Below are 18,911 nucleotides of genomic sequence, written 5' to 3'. Positions count from 1 at the left end.
TTCAGGCCCCCTTTCTCAGAACCACGGCAAGGAAGAAAGGAATTCCCACCAGTGAGGTAACAATCCCCACCGGAATCACGACCCCCGGCAGAATGTTCTTGGCCGCGATGGAGGCCAGCGACATGATGAGCCCACCGCACAGGGCAGCCCCGGGCAGATAAAAACGATGATCCTCCCCCAGCAGGCGGCGGGCAATGTGGGGCGCAACCAGCCCCACGAAACCGATCGTCCCGACAAAGGATACAGCCAGGGCAGACAGCACACTGATACGCAGCAGAGACATCATCCGCAGGCGTTTCGTATCCACACCATAACTTGCTGCCCGGTCCTCTCCCAGCCGCAGGGCTGTCAGGGCCGGAGCCGCCCGGAAGCAGAACGGCAGCACCAACAGGCAACCGAGGCTCATGACGGAAATCTTGCCCCAGTCAGCCCGGGTCAGGCTACCCATCGTCCAGAAAACAAGGTCCTGAAGAGCATCCTCATCAGCGATGAACTGCATCAAGGCCACGAAGGCATGAAAAGTGAATACCAGCGCAATACCGAACAGCACCACCATGGCCGTGGAATGGCCCCGTGCCCGGGCCACCAGCTCCAGCAGACCAGCCGAACCCACAGCAAACACGAACGCCTCCAGCGGGACCATCCAGTTTTCCGGCACATAAGGGATATGCCAATGCAGCACGATGGCCAGAGAGGCCCCAAATGCCGCCGCCGCCGACACACCCAGCGTGTAAGGGCTGGCCAAGGGGTTATCCAGCACCGTCTGCATCTCCCCACCGGATATTCCCAAAGCAACGCCCACCAGGGCCGCCATCAGGGCATAAGGCAGGCGGATATGCCATACGATGACGGCATTCGTCCCAGATGAGGGATGCATGAGCGCATGAAACAAGGCCGCCGGGCCAAGACCGGCCGGGCCCAGGGAAAAATCAAGCAGTATGGAAAAAAGGATCAGCCCTGCCATCAGGCAGAGGACACCCACCCTGTGGCGGGTCAGCTTTACATAGGATGCCTGTATGCCTGTCAATCGTGCGGCAAGACGGGCCATTTCGTCTGATGGCCCGTCTGTTCTGGTCTCTGTCTCTTTAATGGGCATTCGCCTTGATCCAATATGTCCCGCTGTTCGGCATCACTGTAAAACGGCTCTGTACCAGGCTGCGGTCAGCATCCGGGTCCAGATCCCTGAAGCGTTCGGGATAAAACCATTTTGCCATGACCTCAATGGCGAGAATATTGAACGGACTGTCATAGAACGTGTGCCAGATACCATAGGCACGTCCATTGCGGACCGCCCCAAGCCCGGCGAGTTCAGGCGCTTTCAGCAGGGCTGCAAGAGAGGCCTGTGCCATCTCCGGCGTCACCTGTGATCCCATCTTCAGGCCCGGCCCGCTGTTGCCCGGCCCCCGGGTGCCATCCAGAATCAGCACGTCGGGATCTTTGGCGATGACCATCTCTGCCGAAACATCGCCGATATAACCCGGTAGAAGATCGGCTGCGATGTTGCGCCCCCCGGCAGCCTCGATAAAGGCTCCCATGTTGCCTCGCCCTGCCGTATGGCAGCAGCTCTGCCGCGCCCCGGCCAGCATGTTGATGAACACGCTGGGGCGTTGGGCCTCCGGGATTGTCTCCACGACAGACTGGATGGCCTTCAGGCGGCTTTCATAAAAATCCGTATAGGCTTTTGCTTCTGCCTCACGCCCGAGGGCCTGGCCGAGAATGACCATGCTGGGAACGGTCGTTTTTACCGGGTCCTGCCGGAAATCCACAAACAGGACAGGCACATGCGCTGCCCGCAGCCTGGCCGTCACATCACCAGTCTGCCCGGGACCATGGCCGGTCGTGCTGAAAATGGCGAGATCAGGATGAAGGTCCAGCACCTTCTCCGGACTGATCGTATCAGCGGTTGTCCGTCCGATCACGGCGACCTTGTCAGCCTCCGGAAATGTCTTGAGCATCTGCTCATAATTCTGTCTGTCGGCCTCCCGGAATTCCCCCTGCCAGCCGACGATACGGTCAAACAGATGCTTTCCCTCCAGAGGCTCCAGGGCGTAGATCAGCCGCCCTTCTCCCAGAATGATGCGCTGGGGATGATCCGGAACGGACACGACCGCCCCCGTGATGTCCCGCACATCCTTCGCCTGAGCCTGATGGACTGGCCACATACCGCCAGCCAGGGCTGCCAGCATGACGCCGGCAGAGCCAAACAGGGCTTTCAATGAAACCATGATCTTGCGCCTTTCCCGGAAAGGTCATCCCGCAGGGACACCGTGCCCCCCATGGATGAAACCTCCTTCTTTAATTGATAATCATTCTCGATATTAATGTTATAGAAAACCTCTTCCCCTTCTCCAAGATCGGAATGATCCTCCCTTTCCTCTTCTAGCGTTTTTTCCGCAAAAGAAGCCGCAAGGCACCCTGATTTCCCTGATGGCTGTGCACCACACCCAGCACCATGGGCGCTATGTCGGCACGATGCAGCCAATGAGGCAATTCCCGGCGGATGCTCCCTCCCCGGATGCCACTGCCCAGCCCGGTAACGACCTCGACGCAGCGCCACCCCATGACACGGCTGCGCTGCATGAAGCGGTGAAACTCCTCAAAAGCCTCCTGCACGACGTAGCCATGCAGGTCGAGCCGGGCATCCACACGCATCTGCCCACGGGACAGACGACGCCACTGCGTATCATCAAGGCCAGGAGCACGGACCCCCACATGCGGGGCAGGACGGGGACGGGGTGCCCTGGCCGACTGGGCCATCACCAGCCTGACCGTCATCATCCCTGTATTCCGCCCCCCTTCCGACTGGCGGGCTACCGTACTCTCCGTCTTGCCAGTCTCCTCCCGGACAAACCTGCCCGCAGCCTCCCTTCGCCCCCGCAACGGGGCAACATCCCGGACGAAAGCTTTCCACAGCGCCGCTTCATCATCACCCAGAGTCCGTCTTGCCACCTTGTTATGCCCCGTCTTCCGTCACTGCGCCGGTATCACCCTGCATTATCATGGCACGCAGACGCTTGCGTGCAAACCGGACATAGGTCGTATCGGCCTCAATGCCGATGGAGCGGACCTTCAGCGACTCTGCGGCCACAAGGCTCGTCCCCGTTCCCATGAACGGGTCCAGCACCATCATCTCAGGATGCACCCCATGCAGGCGGATGCAACGCTCCGGCAGGGCAACGGGGAAGGTCCCCGGATGGCTGTAGCGGGCTGAACGACTCCGTACCGTTTCATAGGGGATGAACCATGTATCACCCCGACACCGCCGGTCCTCCCTGTGCTGGCGACGATGGATGTTGCTTTTGTCCGTGAAAGGAACACCCGCCCCGAGCCGGTCCAGCTCCACATCTCCCTGTTTGGTCAGGTGGAAAATATGCTCATGGTTCCGGTTGACGTAGCGAGGTGAATTGACCGGCTTGAAGTGCCCATGCGTCACCTCCCCTACCGATACGGACTTGATCCATGAAATATGGTTCTGAAGGGTAAACAGCTTCCTCAACCGGACCATCAGCTCGAATGGCAACCATGGCTGGGCAGATGACCCGGCTATATTGAGAAAAAAAGACCCATCATCCCGCATCACACGGGCTACCTTGGAGCAGATGATCTCCATCCAGTCGAGATAACTCTCCTCGGAGAGGCTGTCCCTGTAGCTGCGATAAGCAAGCCCCAGATTATAGGGAGGGGATGTCACCACCACATCCACACTGCCTGCGGGCATACGCCGCATGACACTCAGACAGTCTCCCCGGATGAGCGTATGCATCCCCAGCGTCTCACGACGCGCACGAATCATCTGGCTGTCTGCCCCGCCCCTGCTGCCATGACCTCCGTTGCCGTACCGACGACCGGCTGCTCACCAGCCTGCTTTGCCTCAGGCAGGGGGACGAGAACCATCATCTGACCGTGATTCTTCATGTCCCCAGCAATCCTGGCGGCCTTCTCACCCCACCCGAGGAACAGGTCCCCACGCGCTGCACCCCGTATGTCGCTCCCGGTATCCTGCGCAAAGACCATCCGGGACCATGTCACGAAACGCCCCTGCGCATCCTTGCCGCTGATATTCACCCAGACAGGCATCCCATACCCCACGAAGCGCCTGTCCACGGCAAGAGAACGCTGAGGAGTCAGCGGCAGGCCAAAGCCCCCTGTCGGTCCTTCATCAGCCGTGCGCTGCGTACGGCGGAAAAAGACATAACTGGGGTTTGCCTCCAGGACAGAAGCAACCTGATCCGGATTGTTGGCCAGCCAGTCCCGGATGCTCTGGGCATCCACATCTTCCGACTTCATCAGCCCACGTTTGACCAGCACGCGGCCAATCGGAACATAAGGCTGCCCATTGCGGCCATCATAACCAAGAAACACCTGCTGGCCGTCCGGCAGGCGCAAACGGCCAGAGCCCTGCGTCTGCAGGAACAGCAGATCGACAGGACTTTTCAGCCAGGCCAGCTCCAGCCCTTTCCCCTCCAGAGAACCAGAATTGATGGTTGCCCGGTCATCATAGGGCCGGAACACGGAATTCACCCAATGGCCATATTCCAGCTCGCCATTTTCATCCCGCCCCCGCAGGAGGTCTTTCGGGCGGGCATAAACAGGAATCTGATACTCTCCACCCTGTGTAAGCGAGGCAGAAACCTCAGGGTCATAGTACCCCGTATAGAAAGCATCCTGCTGGACGAGGTAGGGCTGGAACCAGCTCTCGAAGAACTGTCTGGCCTCCGTCCTGTTACTCCGCACCGACGAGGCTGCCACGCAGACATTCTTCCAGTCTTTCATGTCACGGCCATAAGGCAGGGTAACGGCGCCTCCAAGAGAAGTCCCCGCAGGCAGATGGGCGATACGCAGGCACTCCAGCCGCACCATGTTGACCAGCGCCGTATGGTCCTCTCCCTCCCAGCCGGGGAGCTGGCTGAAGCTGACAGGAGCAACATCCATCCTGCCCTTGGGAGCGCCGGGCATACACCCGGCAAGAAGAAGCATCAGAGGGCCCAGCACCAGACCAGCAGAGGAGAAACGACGTTTCATCATGACAGAGTTACCCCACCCCGGCATGAACAAGCACCGGGTCTTCATCATACCCGGCCTCCCCGTGCGGGAGACCAACCTTACCCAGCGGGGTAGCCTCAGTCCGCTTCTGTGGCAACCACCTTCCACTGGCCATTTTCGCCCTGTTCAAAGGTCCAGCGATCACGAAACTCCGTCAGGGCTTCCGTTCCCTCGACGAGCATCCCCTTCTCATCCCGGCAGTAGCTGACCTGCCACGACACGATGCGGACACCGAGACGGCAGGCACCACCCTCCCCATCTCCCGGATGCACGGATGCATAATCCAGCCGCTCGATCCGTCGCAGTTCCAGATGAACCTGCTCATGACGCTTCTTCCGCTCCTCCAGAACGTGACTGAACGTTTCCAGCACGGCGGGAGACAGAACCTTCTCCAGCGCAGGAAGATCAGCGCAGGCAAAGGCCTTGATGGTACGGGCGAAAATATCCTCAGCCTTCTTCAGGAAATATTCTGCCGAGAACCCGCTGACATCCGTTCCGACTCGGGCCAGAGCCTGTCCGAGCTGTGTATCCGCCTCCGGGAGCCTGTATTCCGTCGCTTTCTGCTCTCCGCCGACACGGCCGGGCAACGGCGGCGGCTTGGGGGCATCGGCCACGCCCCCCTCCCGCCGCTGGCCAACAGCACGGGCTGCCGGCATCTGTTCCTGCCGGATGGCCTGCGCCCCCATGCGGCGCCCCAGAACAAAAAACACGGCACTGCCCACGGCCACGGCCAGCAGAGCCCAAAAAACGATATCCCAGGGGAAATCCGTCATCTCAAGTCCCAATCATCACACCCGGAGCCGGCCTGCACGGCCCTCTCCTCATCATGCCCTAAAGGTAGGCCGCCCCGTCGGCAATCTCAAGAGTGACCACCCTCTCGCACCGCAGCAGCAAAAGAAGAACCGCATCTGCTTGGCCCCTTCTTCAAGACATGCTACCGCCATAAAAGACGTGCGTACGCAGGAGGCGGGCCCATCCCCCCGTCGGAAAGCGGCTTCATCCCTGCGGGCGCCCCATCTAGAGTTACGTTCACGCAAGGATGATCCCGAATGTCCGACAAGACAAACCCTGAGGCCCCGCAGGACAACACCCCTCCCTCCCTGCCGCTGGCCATCAACCTGCAATATACCAAGGATCTCTCCTTCGAAGTTCCCCGTGGTGCGTCAACCTTCACCTCCCTTCAGGCTCCGCCGCAGGTTGGCGTGAACATCGACGTGCAGGCGAACCGCATCGAAAAAGAACAGTCCATCTATGAGGTCACGCTGATCATCCGCACCGAGGCCACCGAGGCCCCCGCAGAAGGAAGCCAGACCCCTGGGCCAGTGGTGTTCATCACGGAGCTCGCCTATGCCGCCATCGTCACGCTGGACAACCCGCCGCAGGAAATCATTGAGCCGATCCTGCTGGTGGAAGTACCCCGCCTGATCTTCCCCTTCGCCCGGGCCATCATCAGCGATGTCACACGGGATGGCGGCTTCCCGCCGGTGGCTCTCCAGCCCATCGACTTTGCCGCTCTGTGGCAGGCCAAGCAGGAGCAGAATTTCCCCGAGCCGGAAGGCGAAGCCTGAAGCCGGGAAACACGCTGTGGCCAGACCACAACAAGGAAAGGCGGACCCAATGAGGGTTCGCCTTTTTTCTTATCCTCTTCCCAGCAGCCTCAGGGGAGGACCAACCTCAACCTGCCCCCACAGGCCGCTCTCCCTGACACGCCCGGCGATGGCCTGGGAGAGACAGATGGCCCTGCAATGGCCAAGCTGCCGGTACAGGTCCGGCGGGCACAGCTCCATGAACAGGGAAACCGTCTCACTGGAATAAAAAAGGACAGCACTCACCTCTTTGCTCGCCAAGGCGGTCCTTGCCGCCGCAGCAAGCTGTCTGACAGGCTGTACCTGATAGGCCTCAACACGCTGCGCCCCCAGATTGGCCGCCAGATCGGCCCCGTAGGGCTGTCCATGCCGCCCCCGCCCGCAGGCCAGCACAAGGCCGGAGCCAGACAACCCTTTCTGGCGGCAGAGCGTTTCCAGACCGGCCTGTGTCCCTGATGCCGCCTCGACACGCCGGAACCCCATCGCCACAGCCCGCTCCGCCGTACGGTGGCCCACTGTCAGCAGCAGCCTGTCACGGTCCTGATGGACCAGAAAAGGCAGGGCCTGACCGCTCGTTACCAGCAGAGCATGACAGGGCCGGTCCGCCATTGGTGGTTCCTGCCGTATGGTCATGACAGGGCTGGCAACGGCCCGCCAACCCTGCGCCTGCACGGCACCGACTGTCTCGCTCAGCCCCGGCTCAGGCCGGGTTACCAGCACAGTCTGACGCATGGTCGTTATGGCTGGACGATCTTCGCAAAGATGGCAGGCGGTGTATCCCGCCGCAGCTCACAGGCCAGCTCATAGCCCAGACGAGCCGCATCTTCCGGCAGCCCTTCAGTTTCCCGGCGCAGCAGGAAGGTGCCATCTTCGCTGGCCACGAGGCCGGAAAGATGAAGCCGCCCTTCCTTCAGCTGGGCATAACCGCCAATCGGAGTCCGGCAGGAGCCATCAAGTTCCGCCAGCAGGGCACGTTCCGCCGTGGCCACGGCACGGGCCTCCGGGTCCTCAATGGCGGAAAGCAGCTCCCTCAGCTCATGGTCGCTCTCCCGTACCGTCACGCCCACGATGCCCTGCCCGGAGGCCGGAAGCATCACCTCGGGGGAGAGCGGCACGTCGATGCGGTCTTCCATGCCGAGGCGTTTCAGCCCTGCGTAGGCCAGCAGCGTCGCATCGCACTGTCCTGCCCCCAGCTTGTCCAGCCGGGTCTGCACATTGCCCCGCAGCAGGGTGAAGCGGAGGTCCGGCCGGACATGAAGCATCTGCGCCTGGCGGCGGACAGACGCACAGCCCACGAGTGCTCCTTCTGGCAGACAGTCGAACGGCCTTTCAGGATCAACCGTCACGCCCCGTTTGCGCAGCATCAGCACATCACGGGCATCCTCACGCTTCATCGTGCAGGCCAGCACCAGTCCCGGCGGCAGGTGGGTCTCAAGGTCCTTGAGGCTGTGGACGGCAAAATCGATCCCGCCCACGGCCAGAAGTTCATGAATCTCTTTGGAGAACAGCCCCTTCCCACCGATCTCGGCCAGACGGTCCTTGAGGTTCAGGTCCCCGGAGGTCTGCATCTGCTCTTCCTTGAAGGCCCCCATGTCCCGCAGAACGGGACAGAAACGGGTCAGCCGGGTCAGGAAGTGCCGCGTCTGCACCAGTGCCAGCGGGGACGCCCGTGTCCCGACCCGCAGGGGAAGTTTGCGCCGGTCCGGTGGAGCCTGCGCATGGGAGCGGCGAGCCGCTTCGGCAGCAATTTTCTGAAGTGCTGCGGAGGAAAAGTTTGAAGCATTCATGGTGTTCCCTCCATAACCGATTCTGGAAGGGGTGTCATGCTCCGAAGAATCCGCCATAATGAACCAATCATGTCTGACATTTCCCACCTGACGCCGCTTCTGGCCATCGAGACCTCATGCGATGACACCGCCTGCGCCATTCTGGACGCCCACGGAGCCCTGCTCGGGGAAAGCGTCCTCTCGCAGGAGGATCATGCTGCCCTGGGCGGTGTCGTGCCGGAGCTGGCCGCCCGTGCCCACCTGAAGGCCCTGCCGGAACTGGTGGAGCTGACCCTCCAGCGGGCCGGACTGGAGCTGGAGGACATCGCCCTTTTTGCCGCCACGACCGGCCCCGGCCTGATTGGCGGGCTGATTGTTGGCAGTTCCTACGCCAAGGGGCTGGCCATGGCCTGCGGGAAGCCTTTCATGGGCATCAACCATATCGAAGGCCACATCCTGACCCCCCGCCTGCCTGCGGCCCTGCGGCCGGATGAAACGGCCCCGGCTTTCCCTTATCTCGCCCTGCTCGTCTCTGGCGGGCACTGCCAGTGCATCACCGTGGAGGATACCGGCCAGTATCGCCGCCTTGGAGGCACGATTGACGATTCCGCCGGGGAAGCCTTCGACAAGGTGGCCAAGATGCTGGGACTGGGCTGGCCCGGCGGCCCGGCACTGGAGAAGCTCGCCAGAGAAGGCGACCCGCAGGCCTACAGCCTGCCTCGCCCGCTGAAAGGCCGCCCCGGCTGCGATTTTTCCTTCTCCGGCCTCAAGACGGCCGTCGCCCGCCACATCGAACCATACGGACGTGAGGCCCTGCCCCGGCAGGTGGCCGCCGACCTCGCCGCCTCCTTCCAGCAGGCCGTGACGGACGTGATGGCGGACCGCATCCTCAATGCTCTGGCTCTGGCACCGCAGGTCACCTCACTCGTGGTGGCCGGTGGCGTGGCGGCCAACAGCGTGCTGCGCCAGAGGCTGGAAAAAATTGCCAGCCAGCACGGGATCACCTTCCTTGCGCCCCCGCTACGTCTCTGCACCGACAATGCCGCCATGATCGGCTGGGCTGCGCTGGAACGGCTGAAACAGGGTGAAGTGCCGGACGACATCACCCTGGCCCCCCGCCCCCGCTGGCCGCTGAGTGAACGCCAGCCCTACCGGCCACAGGCCACACAGGAAACGTCCTCCACCGGACACAGCTCTCTGATGGAACCATCCGCATGATCGTCCAGCCACATATTGCCGTCATCGGTGCCGGAGCATGGGGCATCGCTCTGGCCTGCACCCTCTCCCACATCGCCCGGATCACCCTCTGGACACGCACTCCCGTTCCGGCGGGCATCCGTGCCCTGCCGCACCTGCCACAGGTCACCCTGCCAGAGGCCGTCACCGTCACCAGCGACCTGCCGACGGAAGCCGACATCGTGGTGCTTGTTGTCCCCACGCAGGGGCTGCGGGATGTCACCATGGCCCTCCAGAAGCATCTGAAGCCCGACGTGCCGGTCATCACATGCTGCAAGGGGATGGAGCGGGGCACCTTCCTGCTCCCTCTCCAGATCGTGGAGCAGACCATGCCCGGCCGACCGGCTGCCGTTCTCTCCGGCCCCAACTTCGCCATCGAGGTGGCCCGGGGCATGCCCGCCGCAGCCACGCTGGCCGCGCATGATCTCACCTTCGTCACGGCGCTGACCGAACGCCTCACCACCCCCACCCTGCGCCTTTATGCCAGCACGGACCCGCTAGGCGTGCAGATCGCCGGGGCAGCCAAGAATGTCATCGCCATCGGGGCGGGCATCAGTGTCGGTGCCGGGATGGGTGAAAATGCCAGAGCCGCCATCATCACCCGTGCGCTGGCCGAAACGGCCCGCCTTGTCGATGCCATGGGGGGGCAGGGCCGTACCATGTACGGCCTGGCCGGAATGGGCGACCTGATCCTGACCGCCACGGGGGCTGGATCCCGCAATTACAGCCTGGGCGTGGCCATGGGGAAAGGCGAGAACATACAGGACATCCTCGCCCAGCGTGACACGGTGGCCGAGGGCGTTCTGACAGCCCCGACATTGCAGGAGCTTGGCCAGCGTTTCGGCATCGAAACCCCCATCATCAATGTCATCACCCGTCTCCTGTCCGGGGAGCTGACCCCCCATCAGGCCCGTGACGAGCTGCTGGACCGCCCCACCCGTTTTGAATAGGCCCCATCATGACCAGCTTTTATGATTTCCGGCTCCCCGCCCTTGAAGGCGGCGAGATTGACCTCTCCCAGTGGCGGGGCCGCCCCGTACTGGTCGTCAACACAGCCTCCGAATGTGGCTTCACCAAACAGTATGAGGGCCTCCAGACCCTGTGGCGTGACATGGGACATTCCACGCCGGATGGCCTCATCGTGCTTGGCGTGCCCAGCAATGATTTCGGCAGACAGGAGCCGGGGACATCGGAGCAGATCAGCCAGTTCTGCCAGCGTCGTTATGGCGTGAGCTTCCCTCTGGCAGCACGCTCCGTCGTCCGGGGAACGGAAGCCATTCCGCTGTTCCACTGGCTGGCGAAGGAAGGAGGCTTCCTCTCCCTGCCCCGCTGGAATTTCTACAAATATCTCATCGACCGTCAGGGAAAGCTGCACCGCTGGTTCACCCCGCTGACAGACCCCCAGGCCCCCCGCCTGCTGGAGGAGATCCGCCGGGTAAGCCGGAAACACGCCTGAACGATGCTGCGTCACCTTCTCACCGTTGGCAGCTGGACCATGCTGTCCCGCCTGCTGGGGCTGGTGCGGGACCAGCTTCTGGCCATGTTTCTGGGGGCCGGCCCCGTGCAGGATGCGTACCAGATCGCCTTCCGCCTGCCCAACATGTTCCGCCGCCTCTTCGGAGAAGGGGCCCTGAACGCCGCTTTCGTTCCGCTTTTCACATCCCGTTATGAGAAGGAAGGCCCACCGGCTGCCCTTCTGCTGGCCGGGCAGGCCTTCTCCCTCCTGCTGCTCTGGCTGAGCCTGCTGACCATTCTGGCAGAAATCTTCATGCCGTGGGTGATCGACCTCATCGCCCCCGGCTTCCGCTCCCACGGCACGGGCCGTTTCGCCATCGCCGTGCAGCTCACCCGCATTACCATGCCCTATACGGTGCTGATCTGCGGGGCAGCCCTGGTCGCCGGCATCCTCAATGCCCGCAACCATTTCGCAGCCGCCTCGGCGGCGTACATTTCCTTCAACATCGTCGGGATCGCCGCCATTCTTGTGGGGGCCTTCTGGGGGCACCAGCATGTCGCCCCGACCAGCGCATGGGGCATCACCCTCTCCGGTATCGCCCAGCTTGCCGGGCTGCTCTGGGCAGCCCGAAAGGCCGGACTGACGGTGCCACTGGTCCGCCCGGCGCTGTCGCCCGACATCCGGCTGCTACTCCGCCGGATGCTGCCGGGGCTGGTCGGCTCCGGCGTCACGCAGATCAACCTGACCATCGACACCATCATCGCCACCCTGCTGCCAACAGGCTCCATCTCGTGGCTCTATTTTGCAGACCGGGTCAACCAGCTTCCTCTTGGCGTGCTGGGGGCGGCCCTCGGCACGACGCTGCTGCCGCTCTTCACCCGTCATGTCGCTGCCAATGACCGCTCCGCCCTCCAGACCAGCCTGAACCAGGCCCTGAACTACGCCCTGCTGCTCAGCCTCCCCGCCATGATCGGCCTGTTCAGCCTGGCACCGGAGATCATGGCCACCCTGTTCGGCTATGGGCATTTCACACCCCATGACGTGCAGAATTCCGCCGCAGCCCTCCGCATGTATGCGCTCGGGCTGCCCGCCTTCATCATCATCAAGCTGCTGGCTCCGGCCTTCTTTGCCGAAGGCGACACCACGACACCGGTCCGCATCGGCTTCGTCACGATGGGGATCAATCTGGCCCTCAACCTGCTGCTGTACCGCACGCTGGCCCATCTGGCTCCACCACTGGCCAGCACGCTGGCCGCCATCGTCAACATGGGGGCACTGGCCCTGCTGCTCTGGAGACGGGACTCGTTCCGCCCCACCGTCACGAGCCTGTCACGGGCCATCCGCATCATGGTGGCCGCTCTCATCATGGGCGTCTGGGCCTGGGGCTGTGCCCGCTTTCTGGCCACCGGCCTGCCGGAATGGCACGCCCTGCCTCGACTCTGCGCCCTGATCATCCTGATCGGCAGCAGCGTCGCACTTTATGGCGGGCTGCTCGTGGCCCTGCGGGTGCTGGGACTGGAGGAACTCCGTACCCGCCTGCTCCGGCGTTTCAGGCGCTAGGCAGGCGGAAAAACAATTTCAGAGATGCGATTCCAGAAGCCGGACAAGGGCTTCCAGCTGTGCCTGATCTTCTGCCGAAAAGCGATTCTTCACGGGACTGTCGATGTCCAGCACGCCATGCACTTCCCCACCCTTCATGATGGGCAGGACGATCTCCGATTCCGAGGCTCCATCACAGGCGATGTGACCGGGGAAGGCATGGACATCCGCCACACGCTGCACGGCCCGTTCTGCCACGGCAGCCCCACAGACACCCTTGCCCACGGCAATCCTCGTGCAGGCCACCCGGCCCTGGAACGGACCAAGGACCAGCTCACCACCTTTCATCAGGTAAAAACCGACCCAGTTGACCTGCGCCATCGCCTCGAACAGCAGGGCAGCAATATTGGCCAGATTGGCGATTTCGTCCCGTTCGGCTTCCAGCAGTCCCTGAGCCATCGGGAGAACATCTTCAAAAACAACATGATTTTCCGGTGCAGTACTCATGAGGCCACCATGCCGCCCCGGGGCAGGTTGTGGCAAGGGAAACCACTCTACCCTGCCCTGCCATCATGACTCTGGCCTTCCCCTCACCATTTCATGATAATAAGAAGCATCGCATCTCAACTTAACCTTCTATTAATCTTCATGGGCTGCCCAGCCACGACAAAGCGGTGAGGTCTTTTTTCTGCATGGTCGACCAGAAACCATCCGTCCCTCCCATTCCCCCGCAGGTAACGGGGAAGGTCACGCCGACCATGGAGCAGTGGTTCACCCTGAAAAAGCAGGAACCTGATGCCCTGCTCTTCTTCCGCATGGGAGACTTCTACGAGCTTTTCTTTGGCGATGCCCATGCGGCCGCCCTTGCGCTGGACATCACCCTCACCCACCGGGGAACTCATGATGAGGAACCCATCCCCATGTGTGGCGTGCCCGTAGGCACGGCGCAGGTCTACCTCTCCCGGCTCATCCGCCGGGGCTTCCGGGTGGCCGTGGCCGAACAGACGGAAATCCCCCGCAAGGGCCAGAAAGGCCCGCTCCGCCGGGAGATCGTCCGTGTCATCACGCCCGGTACCCTGACGGAAGATGAGCTGCTGGAAGCCGGACGGGCCAACACGCTCCTGGCCATCGTCGCCCCGGACAGACGCCGCAGGCACTGCCTCGGTGCGGCCTGGATCGACATTTCCACCGGTACGCTGGAACTGCTCCAGCTGGAGGCAGACACCCTGGCCGAGCTGCTGGCCCGCCTCTCCCCCTCGGAAATTCTCTCCGACCCGGCCCTGATCCCGGCGGACCATGCCGGAATCATCACCCCCTCCACGGCCGCCCCCAGCCGGGAGGCCGCAGAACGCACCGTGACAGACGCCTATCAGGTCGCCCAGATGGATGCGCTGGGGGATTTCCGGGATGAACAGATCATCGCCTGTGCCGTGCTGCTGGACTATGTCCGCCGCAGCCAGGCGGGCAGGCTCCCCCGGCTGGCCCCTCCCATCGACCACGGGCTGGACAGCATCATGGGGCTGGACCCGGCCACCCGCAGCAGTCTCGACATTCTCCAGTCCCGGGATGGCGGCAGCAGGCACACGCTCTTCACCAGTGTCAATCAGACAGCCACAGCGGCCGGTACCCGCCTTCTGTCCCACTGGGTCAGCACCCCCAGCACGGACCTCACCCTCATCACGCAACGGCAGGAGGGCTGGAACTGGCTTCACCAGCATCCCCAGCCCACGGGAACATTGCGGGACATCCTCCGGCAGGCTCCCGATTCCGCCCGTGCCCTGGGGCGCATCTCCAGCGGCCGTCCCCTGCCACGGGACCTTGCCGCCATCCGGGACACGCTCCGGGCAGCGGATCAGATCACCGGGATACTCGGCGGACTGACAGAAACCGGCATGCCCGAGCGCATCCGCCATGTCGGAGCCAGCCTGTACGGGCGGGCCGACGCCCTGCTGGAACGGCTTGAGGCCGCCCTAAATGCCGAACTGCCCGTCAAGATCGAGGATGGTGGGGTCATCGCTCCCGGCTTTGATGCCGAGCTGGACCGCCAGCGGGACCTGCGGGACAACAGCCGCCGCCTGATCGCCCAGCTGCAGGTCCGCCTGTCGGAAGACTATGAGATTTCCAGCCTGCGCATCCGCCATCACAACCAGCTCGGCTACGTCATCGAGGTTCCTGCGGCGGCAGGCCGGAAGCTGCGCCAGCATGAGGGGCTGAGCCTGCGGCAGGGCACGGCGAGTCTCGCCCGCTTCTCCAGTGAAGAACTCTCCTCGCTCAACCAGGCCATTCTGGAAGCGTCGGAAAAAGCCGACGAGCTGGAACGTCACCTTTTTGCCGACCTGGCCCAGCACTGCCTCAACACCCCTGCCCTTGATGATGTCGGCCGTGCCCTGGCCGAGCTGGATGCGCTGATCTCCTGCGCCCGCATCATGGACCGTGGCACATGGTGCCGCCCCACCATGACGGACGGGCAGGATTTCACGCTCTGCGCCTGCCGTCACCCCGTGGTGGAAGCCGCCCTGCACGACCAGGCCGCCCATGACACGGCCTTCATCGCCAATGACTGCACCCTGCCACCGGAAAAACACGCCATCCTGCTGACAGGCCCCAACATGGCCGGGAAATCGACCTTCCTGCGCCAGAACGCCCTGGCCGTCATTCTGGCACAGGCCGGGCTGCCCGTCCCGGCACAGGAGGCAACGATCGGCATCGTGGACCGGCTCTTCTCCCGTGTGGGGGCGGCCGACGATCTGGCCCGTGGGCGTTCCACCTTCATGGTGGAAATGACGGAGACCGCCGCCATCCTCAATCAGGCGGGGCCACGCTCCCTTGTCGTGGTGGATGAGATCGGGCGGGGCACCTCGACGCTGGATGGCCTCTCCATCGCCTGGGCCACGCTGGAGGCCCTGCACTCCCAGCTGCGCTGCCGCACCATCTTCGCCACGCACTTTCATGAGCTCGGTGCCCTGCTGGAAACCCTCCCCCGGCTGGCCGCCTGCACCATGGCCGTGCGGGAATGGAAGGGGCATGTCGTCTTCCAGCACGAGGTCCGACCCGGGCTGGCCCAGAAAAGCTGGGGCCTGCATGTGGCAAAGCTGGCGGGCATTCCAGCTTCCGTCCTCCAGCGGGCACGGGTCCTGCTGGCACGCCTCGAAAACGAACGGGGACAGACCCGCCAGCCTGCCAGCCTGCCCCTGTTTGAACAGGCCGCCATGGAAACCCCTCCACCGGATGCCCCCCTGCCCACTGGCCATACCTCCACCGACGGACTGGCCACCCTCCATGCCCTGCGTGACGAACTGGCAGGGCTGGACCCGGACTCCCTCTCCCCCCGGGAGGCCCATTCAGCCCTCTATCAGCTGAAAAGCCTGATGGATGGCCTTGCCAAAAAGGATGTTGCGGATGCAGAATGACGCAACGGGTACCCTGCAAAACCTGCCAGAGCCTGCCGCCAACAAGAGAGCTGTCATGTCTGCTCCCCTCACCTCCCTCCCTCCATCACACATGAGCCAGGCCTGGCAGCCCGTCGTGCCCCGCCAGGAAGCTCTGGAACAGCTGAGAACAGAACTCGGCCTGCAACGGGAGCGTATCCGCCAGCAGTTTGAAAAACGGGAAACGAGCGGTGTGGAAACAGCCCGCAACCTCGCCCTGCTGATGGACCATGTCATTGCAGAACTGGCCCGCCATGCCGGGCTGCCCTCTGCCCCACAGGAAGATGGAACAGGTGAGGCCTTCTGCCTCTGTGCCACGGGCGGACATGGTGCGGGACTGCTGGCTCCCTTCAGTGATGTGGACCTGCTCTTCCTGACCGAGGCCCCTCCCTCTGCGAACCTCATCAAAGCCATCGAGTACATCCTCTATACACTGTGGGACCTCGGGCTGCGGGTCGGCCATGCCACACGCACCATCGACAGTGCCATGGAGATGGCCAGAACAGACCAGACCTCCTGCACGACCCTGCTGGACATACGCCCTCTCCACGGACAGAAATCACTCGTCCTGGCTCTCCAGGAAAAGCTGGAAGCCTATCTGAAAGGCCCTGCACTGGAGCGCTTCGTCCTCCAGGCCATCACCCAGCGGGAGGAGCGGCACCAGAGGTTTGGTGATACACCCTATCTGGTCGAGCCACACATCAAGGAAGGCAAAGGCGGGCTGCGGGACCTTCAGGTCCTGAACTGGATTGGCTATGCCGTGCTGGGAAATGGTCTTTCAATAAAATCCAACCTCCAGCGTGCCCAGGGGCTGGCCCCGGCCTGTACCCTGCTCGGCCTGCTGACACAACGGGAAATATCCCGTACCCGCAGCCTCTGGAACTTCCTCTGGACGGTGCGGCTCAACCTTCATTACATCACCGGCCGGAATGAAGAACGTCTGACATTTGATGTCCAGCCCATTATCGGGGCCAGGATGCGCTATGGCAATCATGGTCATCAGCGAGGGGTGGAGCGCTTCATGCGCCACCATTTCCTCATGGCCCGGGCCGTGATGCGGCTGACCCATGTCTTCCAGCCTGCCATCCTTCTGCACCTGCGCAACCAGCTCCAGCAGCGCCCCCCGCGGGTGGAACCGGGGCCAGACGGGTTCCAGCGCATTGATGGCTGCCTCAGTTTCCCCAACCCGCTGGCCCTTGTCCGGGAACCTGTGACCGTCCTGCGTTTTCTGGACTGTGCACGCCGCCATCAACTGGCTCTGCACCCTGCTGCCATACAGCATATCATCCGTTTTGAACGGCACAGCGCCTTCCTCCGCCATGATGATGAGGCCTCCGCCCTCTTCATCAGGCTGCTCTGCGAACCGGCTGCTGAACTTCCGGCACCAGGCACAGCTACTGTACCGGAGCAATATCCCGAGCAGTGGCAGGACCGCCTCTTCTGGCTGCCACTGCTCAACGAGACGGGCATCCTCTCCCATCTCCTGCCTGGCTGGTCCCGCATCCTCGGTCGGACGCAGTTTGATGGCTATCACATCCATACCGTGGATGCCCACACGATCGAATCCGTCCGTGTCCTGCGGATGATCGAGCAGGGCCGCATGACGGACGAGCTGCCGCTGGCCTACAGGCTGGCCCGCACCATGACACAGCGGCCCCTGCTCTATCTGGCCACCCTGCTGCATGACATCGGCAAGGGACATGGCGGGGACCATTCCGAAATCGGGGCCGACATCGCCACCACCATCTGCCAGCAGCTCGGCTTCTCCGCCAGCGACACGGACACGGTCTCTTGGCTGGTCCTGCACCATCTGCTACTATCCCGCACCGCCTTCAGCCGGGACATTGACGACCCCCAGACCATCCTGGACCTGGCCGACATCATCCAGTCACCCAAGCGGCTGCGGATGCTGCTCCTGCTCAGCATTGCCGACATCCGGGCCGTTGGCCCACGGGCATGGAACGCATGGAAGGCCACCCTGCTGGGCCGCCTCTATGCCCGCATAGCCGATGTGCTGGAAGGCGGCCTGCAGGCCCGGGAAGATGATGAACGGGTGGAACACAACAAGGCCTTCGTCCGGCAGGAGCTGATGAACAAAGACATGGCCCCCGCAGACATCGCCTCCTTCATGAAGCTTGGCAGCCCCGGCTACTGGCTGAGCTTCGACCCGCAGAGCCATGTCCGCCATGCCGGATTGATCAGCCAACACCGTGAGGACGGGCGTGACAACGCCATCATCATGGATATCGTCCCCCTCCCGAGCCGGGGAATCACGGAGCTGACCGTCTTCTGCAAGGACAAGCCGGGCCTCTTCTCCCGCATCACGGGGGCACTGGCCCTCTGCGGGGCCACCATCGCCGATGCCCGCATCCATACGCTCCACAATGGCATGGTGCTGGACACATTCTGGTTCCAGACCCCTCACGGCGAGGCTTTTCTGGAGCCGGAACATGTAGAACGCCTGCGTGAGACAATCACGCAGGTCATGGAAGGGGATGTCAATCTGGACGAGACGCTCAGTGCCGCCAGCTTCCCCCTCGTCCGGCGGCTGGAAGCCCTTCCCATTCCCTCCCGTGTTCTCATCGACAATGATGCGTCAGAAAATCACAGCATCGTCGAGGTCAACGGGCGGGACAGACCGGCCCTGCTGTACAACATCACCGCCACGCTCAGCCGCCTGAAACTGCACATTTCTTCCGCCCATATCATGACCTACGGGCTGCGGGCCGTGGACGTATTCTATGTGACGGATGCGGAAGGTCACAAGCTGGCAACGCCAGAGCAGGAAGAGGCCCTTCAGACGGCCCTGCTGGAAACGCTCCGCCACACGGAGGCGGACATCTCCTGACGGGAACAG

General features: G+C 62.9%; 16 protein-coding genes. 7 read left to right on the top strand and 9 right to left on the bottom strand.

Annotated elements, in window-relative coordinates:
- Position 1 precedes the first annotated feature (1 nt).
- The 6 genes from DTQ13_RS07860 to DTQ13_RS07835 all read right to left on the bottom strand — a co-directional run bounded on the left by DTQ13_RS07860 (position 2) and on the right by DTQ13_RS07835 (position 5,816).
- Entirely contained in the window at positions 2–1,048 is a 1,047-nt protein-coding gene (locus tag DTQ13_RS07860) for an iron ABC transporter permease (protein WP_052349086.1), read from the bottom strand.
- A 37-nt stretch (positions 1,049–1,085) separates the two neighbouring features.
- Positions 1,086–2,225: an ABC transporter substrate-binding protein gene (locus DTQ13_RS07855; RefSeq protein ID WP_043560542.1), complete on the bottom strand. Its 1,140-nt coding sequence runs from the start codon at positions 2,223–2,225 to the stop codon at positions 1,086–1,088.
- Positions 2,226–2,379: 154 nt separating this feature from the next.
- Entirely contained in the window at positions 2,380–2,949 is a 570-nt protein-coding gene (locus tag DTQ13_RS07850) for a Smr/MutS family protein (protein ID WP_227449641.1), read from the bottom strand.
- 4 nt (positions 2,950–2,953) lie between these two features.
- A complete protein-coding gene (locus DTQ13_RS07845; RefSeq protein WP_086431081.1) occupies positions 2,954–3,793 on the bottom strand; it encodes a site-specific DNA-methyltransferase in 840 nt (279 codons plus the stop codon).
- Positions 3,790–5,025, bottom strand: coding sequence for a murein transglycosylase A (locus DTQ13_RS07840; protein WP_248460500.1), 1,236 nt, complete (start codon positions 5,023–5,025; stop codon positions 3,790–3,792). The genes DTQ13_RS07845 and DTQ13_RS07840 overlap by 4 nt, the downstream gene beginning before the upstream one ends.
- Positions 5,026–5,120: 95 nt before the next feature.
- A complete protein-coding gene (locus tag DTQ13_RS07835; protein ID WP_248460498.1) occupies positions 5,121–5,816 on the bottom strand; it encodes a Tim44/TimA family putative adaptor protein in 696 nt (231 codons plus the stop codon).
- A 276-nt stretch (positions 5,817–6,092) separates the two neighbouring features.
- On the opposite strand from DTQ13_RS07835, the gene secB reads away from it, so the two are divergent.
- Positions 6,093–6,611 carry a protein-export chaperone SecB gene (gene secB / locus DTQ13_RS07830; protein WP_043560554.1) on the top strand — a complete coding sequence of 173 codons (519 nt, stop codon included), beginning with the start codon at positions 6,093–6,095 and terminating at the stop codon, positions 6,609–6,611.
- A gap of 69 nt (positions 6,612–6,680) precedes the next feature.
- Here the strand turns inward: secB and DTQ13_RS07825 are convergent, their stop codons facing one another.
- Complete coding sequence (locus tag DTQ13_RS07825; protein ID WP_086441203.1) at positions 6,681–7,361, bottom strand: uroporphyrinogen-III synthase; 681 nt, start codon at positions 7,359–7,361, stop codon at positions 6,681–6,683.
- A gap of 5 nt (positions 7,362–7,366) precedes the next feature.
- Entirely contained in the window at positions 7,367–8,416 is a 1,050-nt protein-coding gene (gene hemC / locus DTQ13_RS07820; protein ID WP_043560559.1) for a hydroxymethylbilane synthase, read from the bottom strand.
- A 69-nt stretch (positions 8,417–8,485) separates the two neighbouring features.
- Between hemC and tsaD the strand changes: the two genes are divergently transcribed.
- From tsaD to murJ, 4 genes are read left to right on the top strand one after another with little or no spacing between them, the layout of a single operon-like run.
- Positions 8,486–9,613 carry a tRNA (adenosine(37)-N6)-threonylcarbamoyltransferase complex transferase subunit TsaD gene (tsaD, locus tag DTQ13_RS07815; protein WP_154981572.1) on the top strand — a complete coding sequence of 376 codons (1,128 nt, stop codon included), beginning with the start codon at positions 8,486–8,488 and terminating at the stop codon, positions 9,611–9,613.
- Positions 9,610–10,581, top strand: coding sequence for an NAD(P)H-dependent glycerol-3-phosphate dehydrogenase (locus tag DTQ13_RS07810; protein ID WP_248460496.1), 972 nt, complete (start codon positions 9,610–9,612; stop codon positions 10,579–10,581). Before tsaD ends, DTQ13_RS07810 begins: the two co-directional genes overlap by 4 nt.
- 8 nt (positions 10,582–10,589) lie before the next feature.
- Positions 10,590–11,087: a glutathione peroxidase gene (locus tag DTQ13_RS07805; RefSeq protein WP_103765443.1), complete on the top strand. Its 498-nt coding sequence runs from the start codon at positions 10,590–10,592 to the stop codon at positions 11,085–11,087.
- A gap of 3 nt (positions 11,088–11,090) precedes the next feature.
- Positions 11,091–12,647, top strand: a complete 1,557-nt coding sequence (gene murJ / locus DTQ13_RS07800) for a murein biosynthesis integral membrane protein MurJ (protein WP_248460495.1) — start codon at positions 11,091–11,093, stop codon at positions 12,645–12,647.
- A gap of 18 nt (positions 12,648–12,665) precedes the next feature.
- Here the strand turns inward: murJ and DTQ13_RS07795 are convergent, their stop codons facing one another.
- The gene (locus DTQ13_RS07795) at positions 12,666–13,133 is read right to left on the bottom strand and encodes a GAF domain-containing protein (RefSeq protein WP_081563459.1); all 468 of its coding nucleotides are present in this window, start codon (positions 13,131–13,133) and stop codon (positions 12,666–12,668) included.
- Positions 13,134–13,318: 185 nt separating this feature from the next.
- Between DTQ13_RS07795 and mutS the strand changes: the two genes are divergently transcribed.
- Positions 13,319–16,036 carry a DNA mismatch repair protein MutS gene (gene mutS / locus DTQ13_RS07790; protein WP_248460493.1) on the top strand — a complete coding sequence of 906 codons (2,718 nt, stop codon included), beginning with the start codon at positions 13,319–13,321 and terminating at the stop codon, positions 16,034–16,036.
- Positions 16,026–18,902, top strand: a complete 2,877-nt coding sequence (locus tag DTQ13_RS07785; RefSeq protein ID WP_248460492.1) for a [protein-PII] uridylyltransferase — start codon at positions 16,026–16,028, stop codon at positions 18,900–18,902. Before mutS ends, DTQ13_RS07785 begins: the two co-directional genes overlap by 11 nt.
- Positions 18,903–18,911 lie beyond the last annotated feature (9 nt).

Origin of the sequence: Parasaccharibacter sp. TMW 2.1888, from assembly GCF_023167265.1 — a bacterium.
Taxonomy (GTDB): Bacteria; Pseudomonadota; Alphaproteobacteria; order Acetobacterales; family Acetobacteraceae; genus Bombella; species Bombella apis.
The sequence above is the reverse complement of the archived record's forward strand: the minus strand, read 5'-3'. Positions and strand labels throughout refer to the sequence as shown.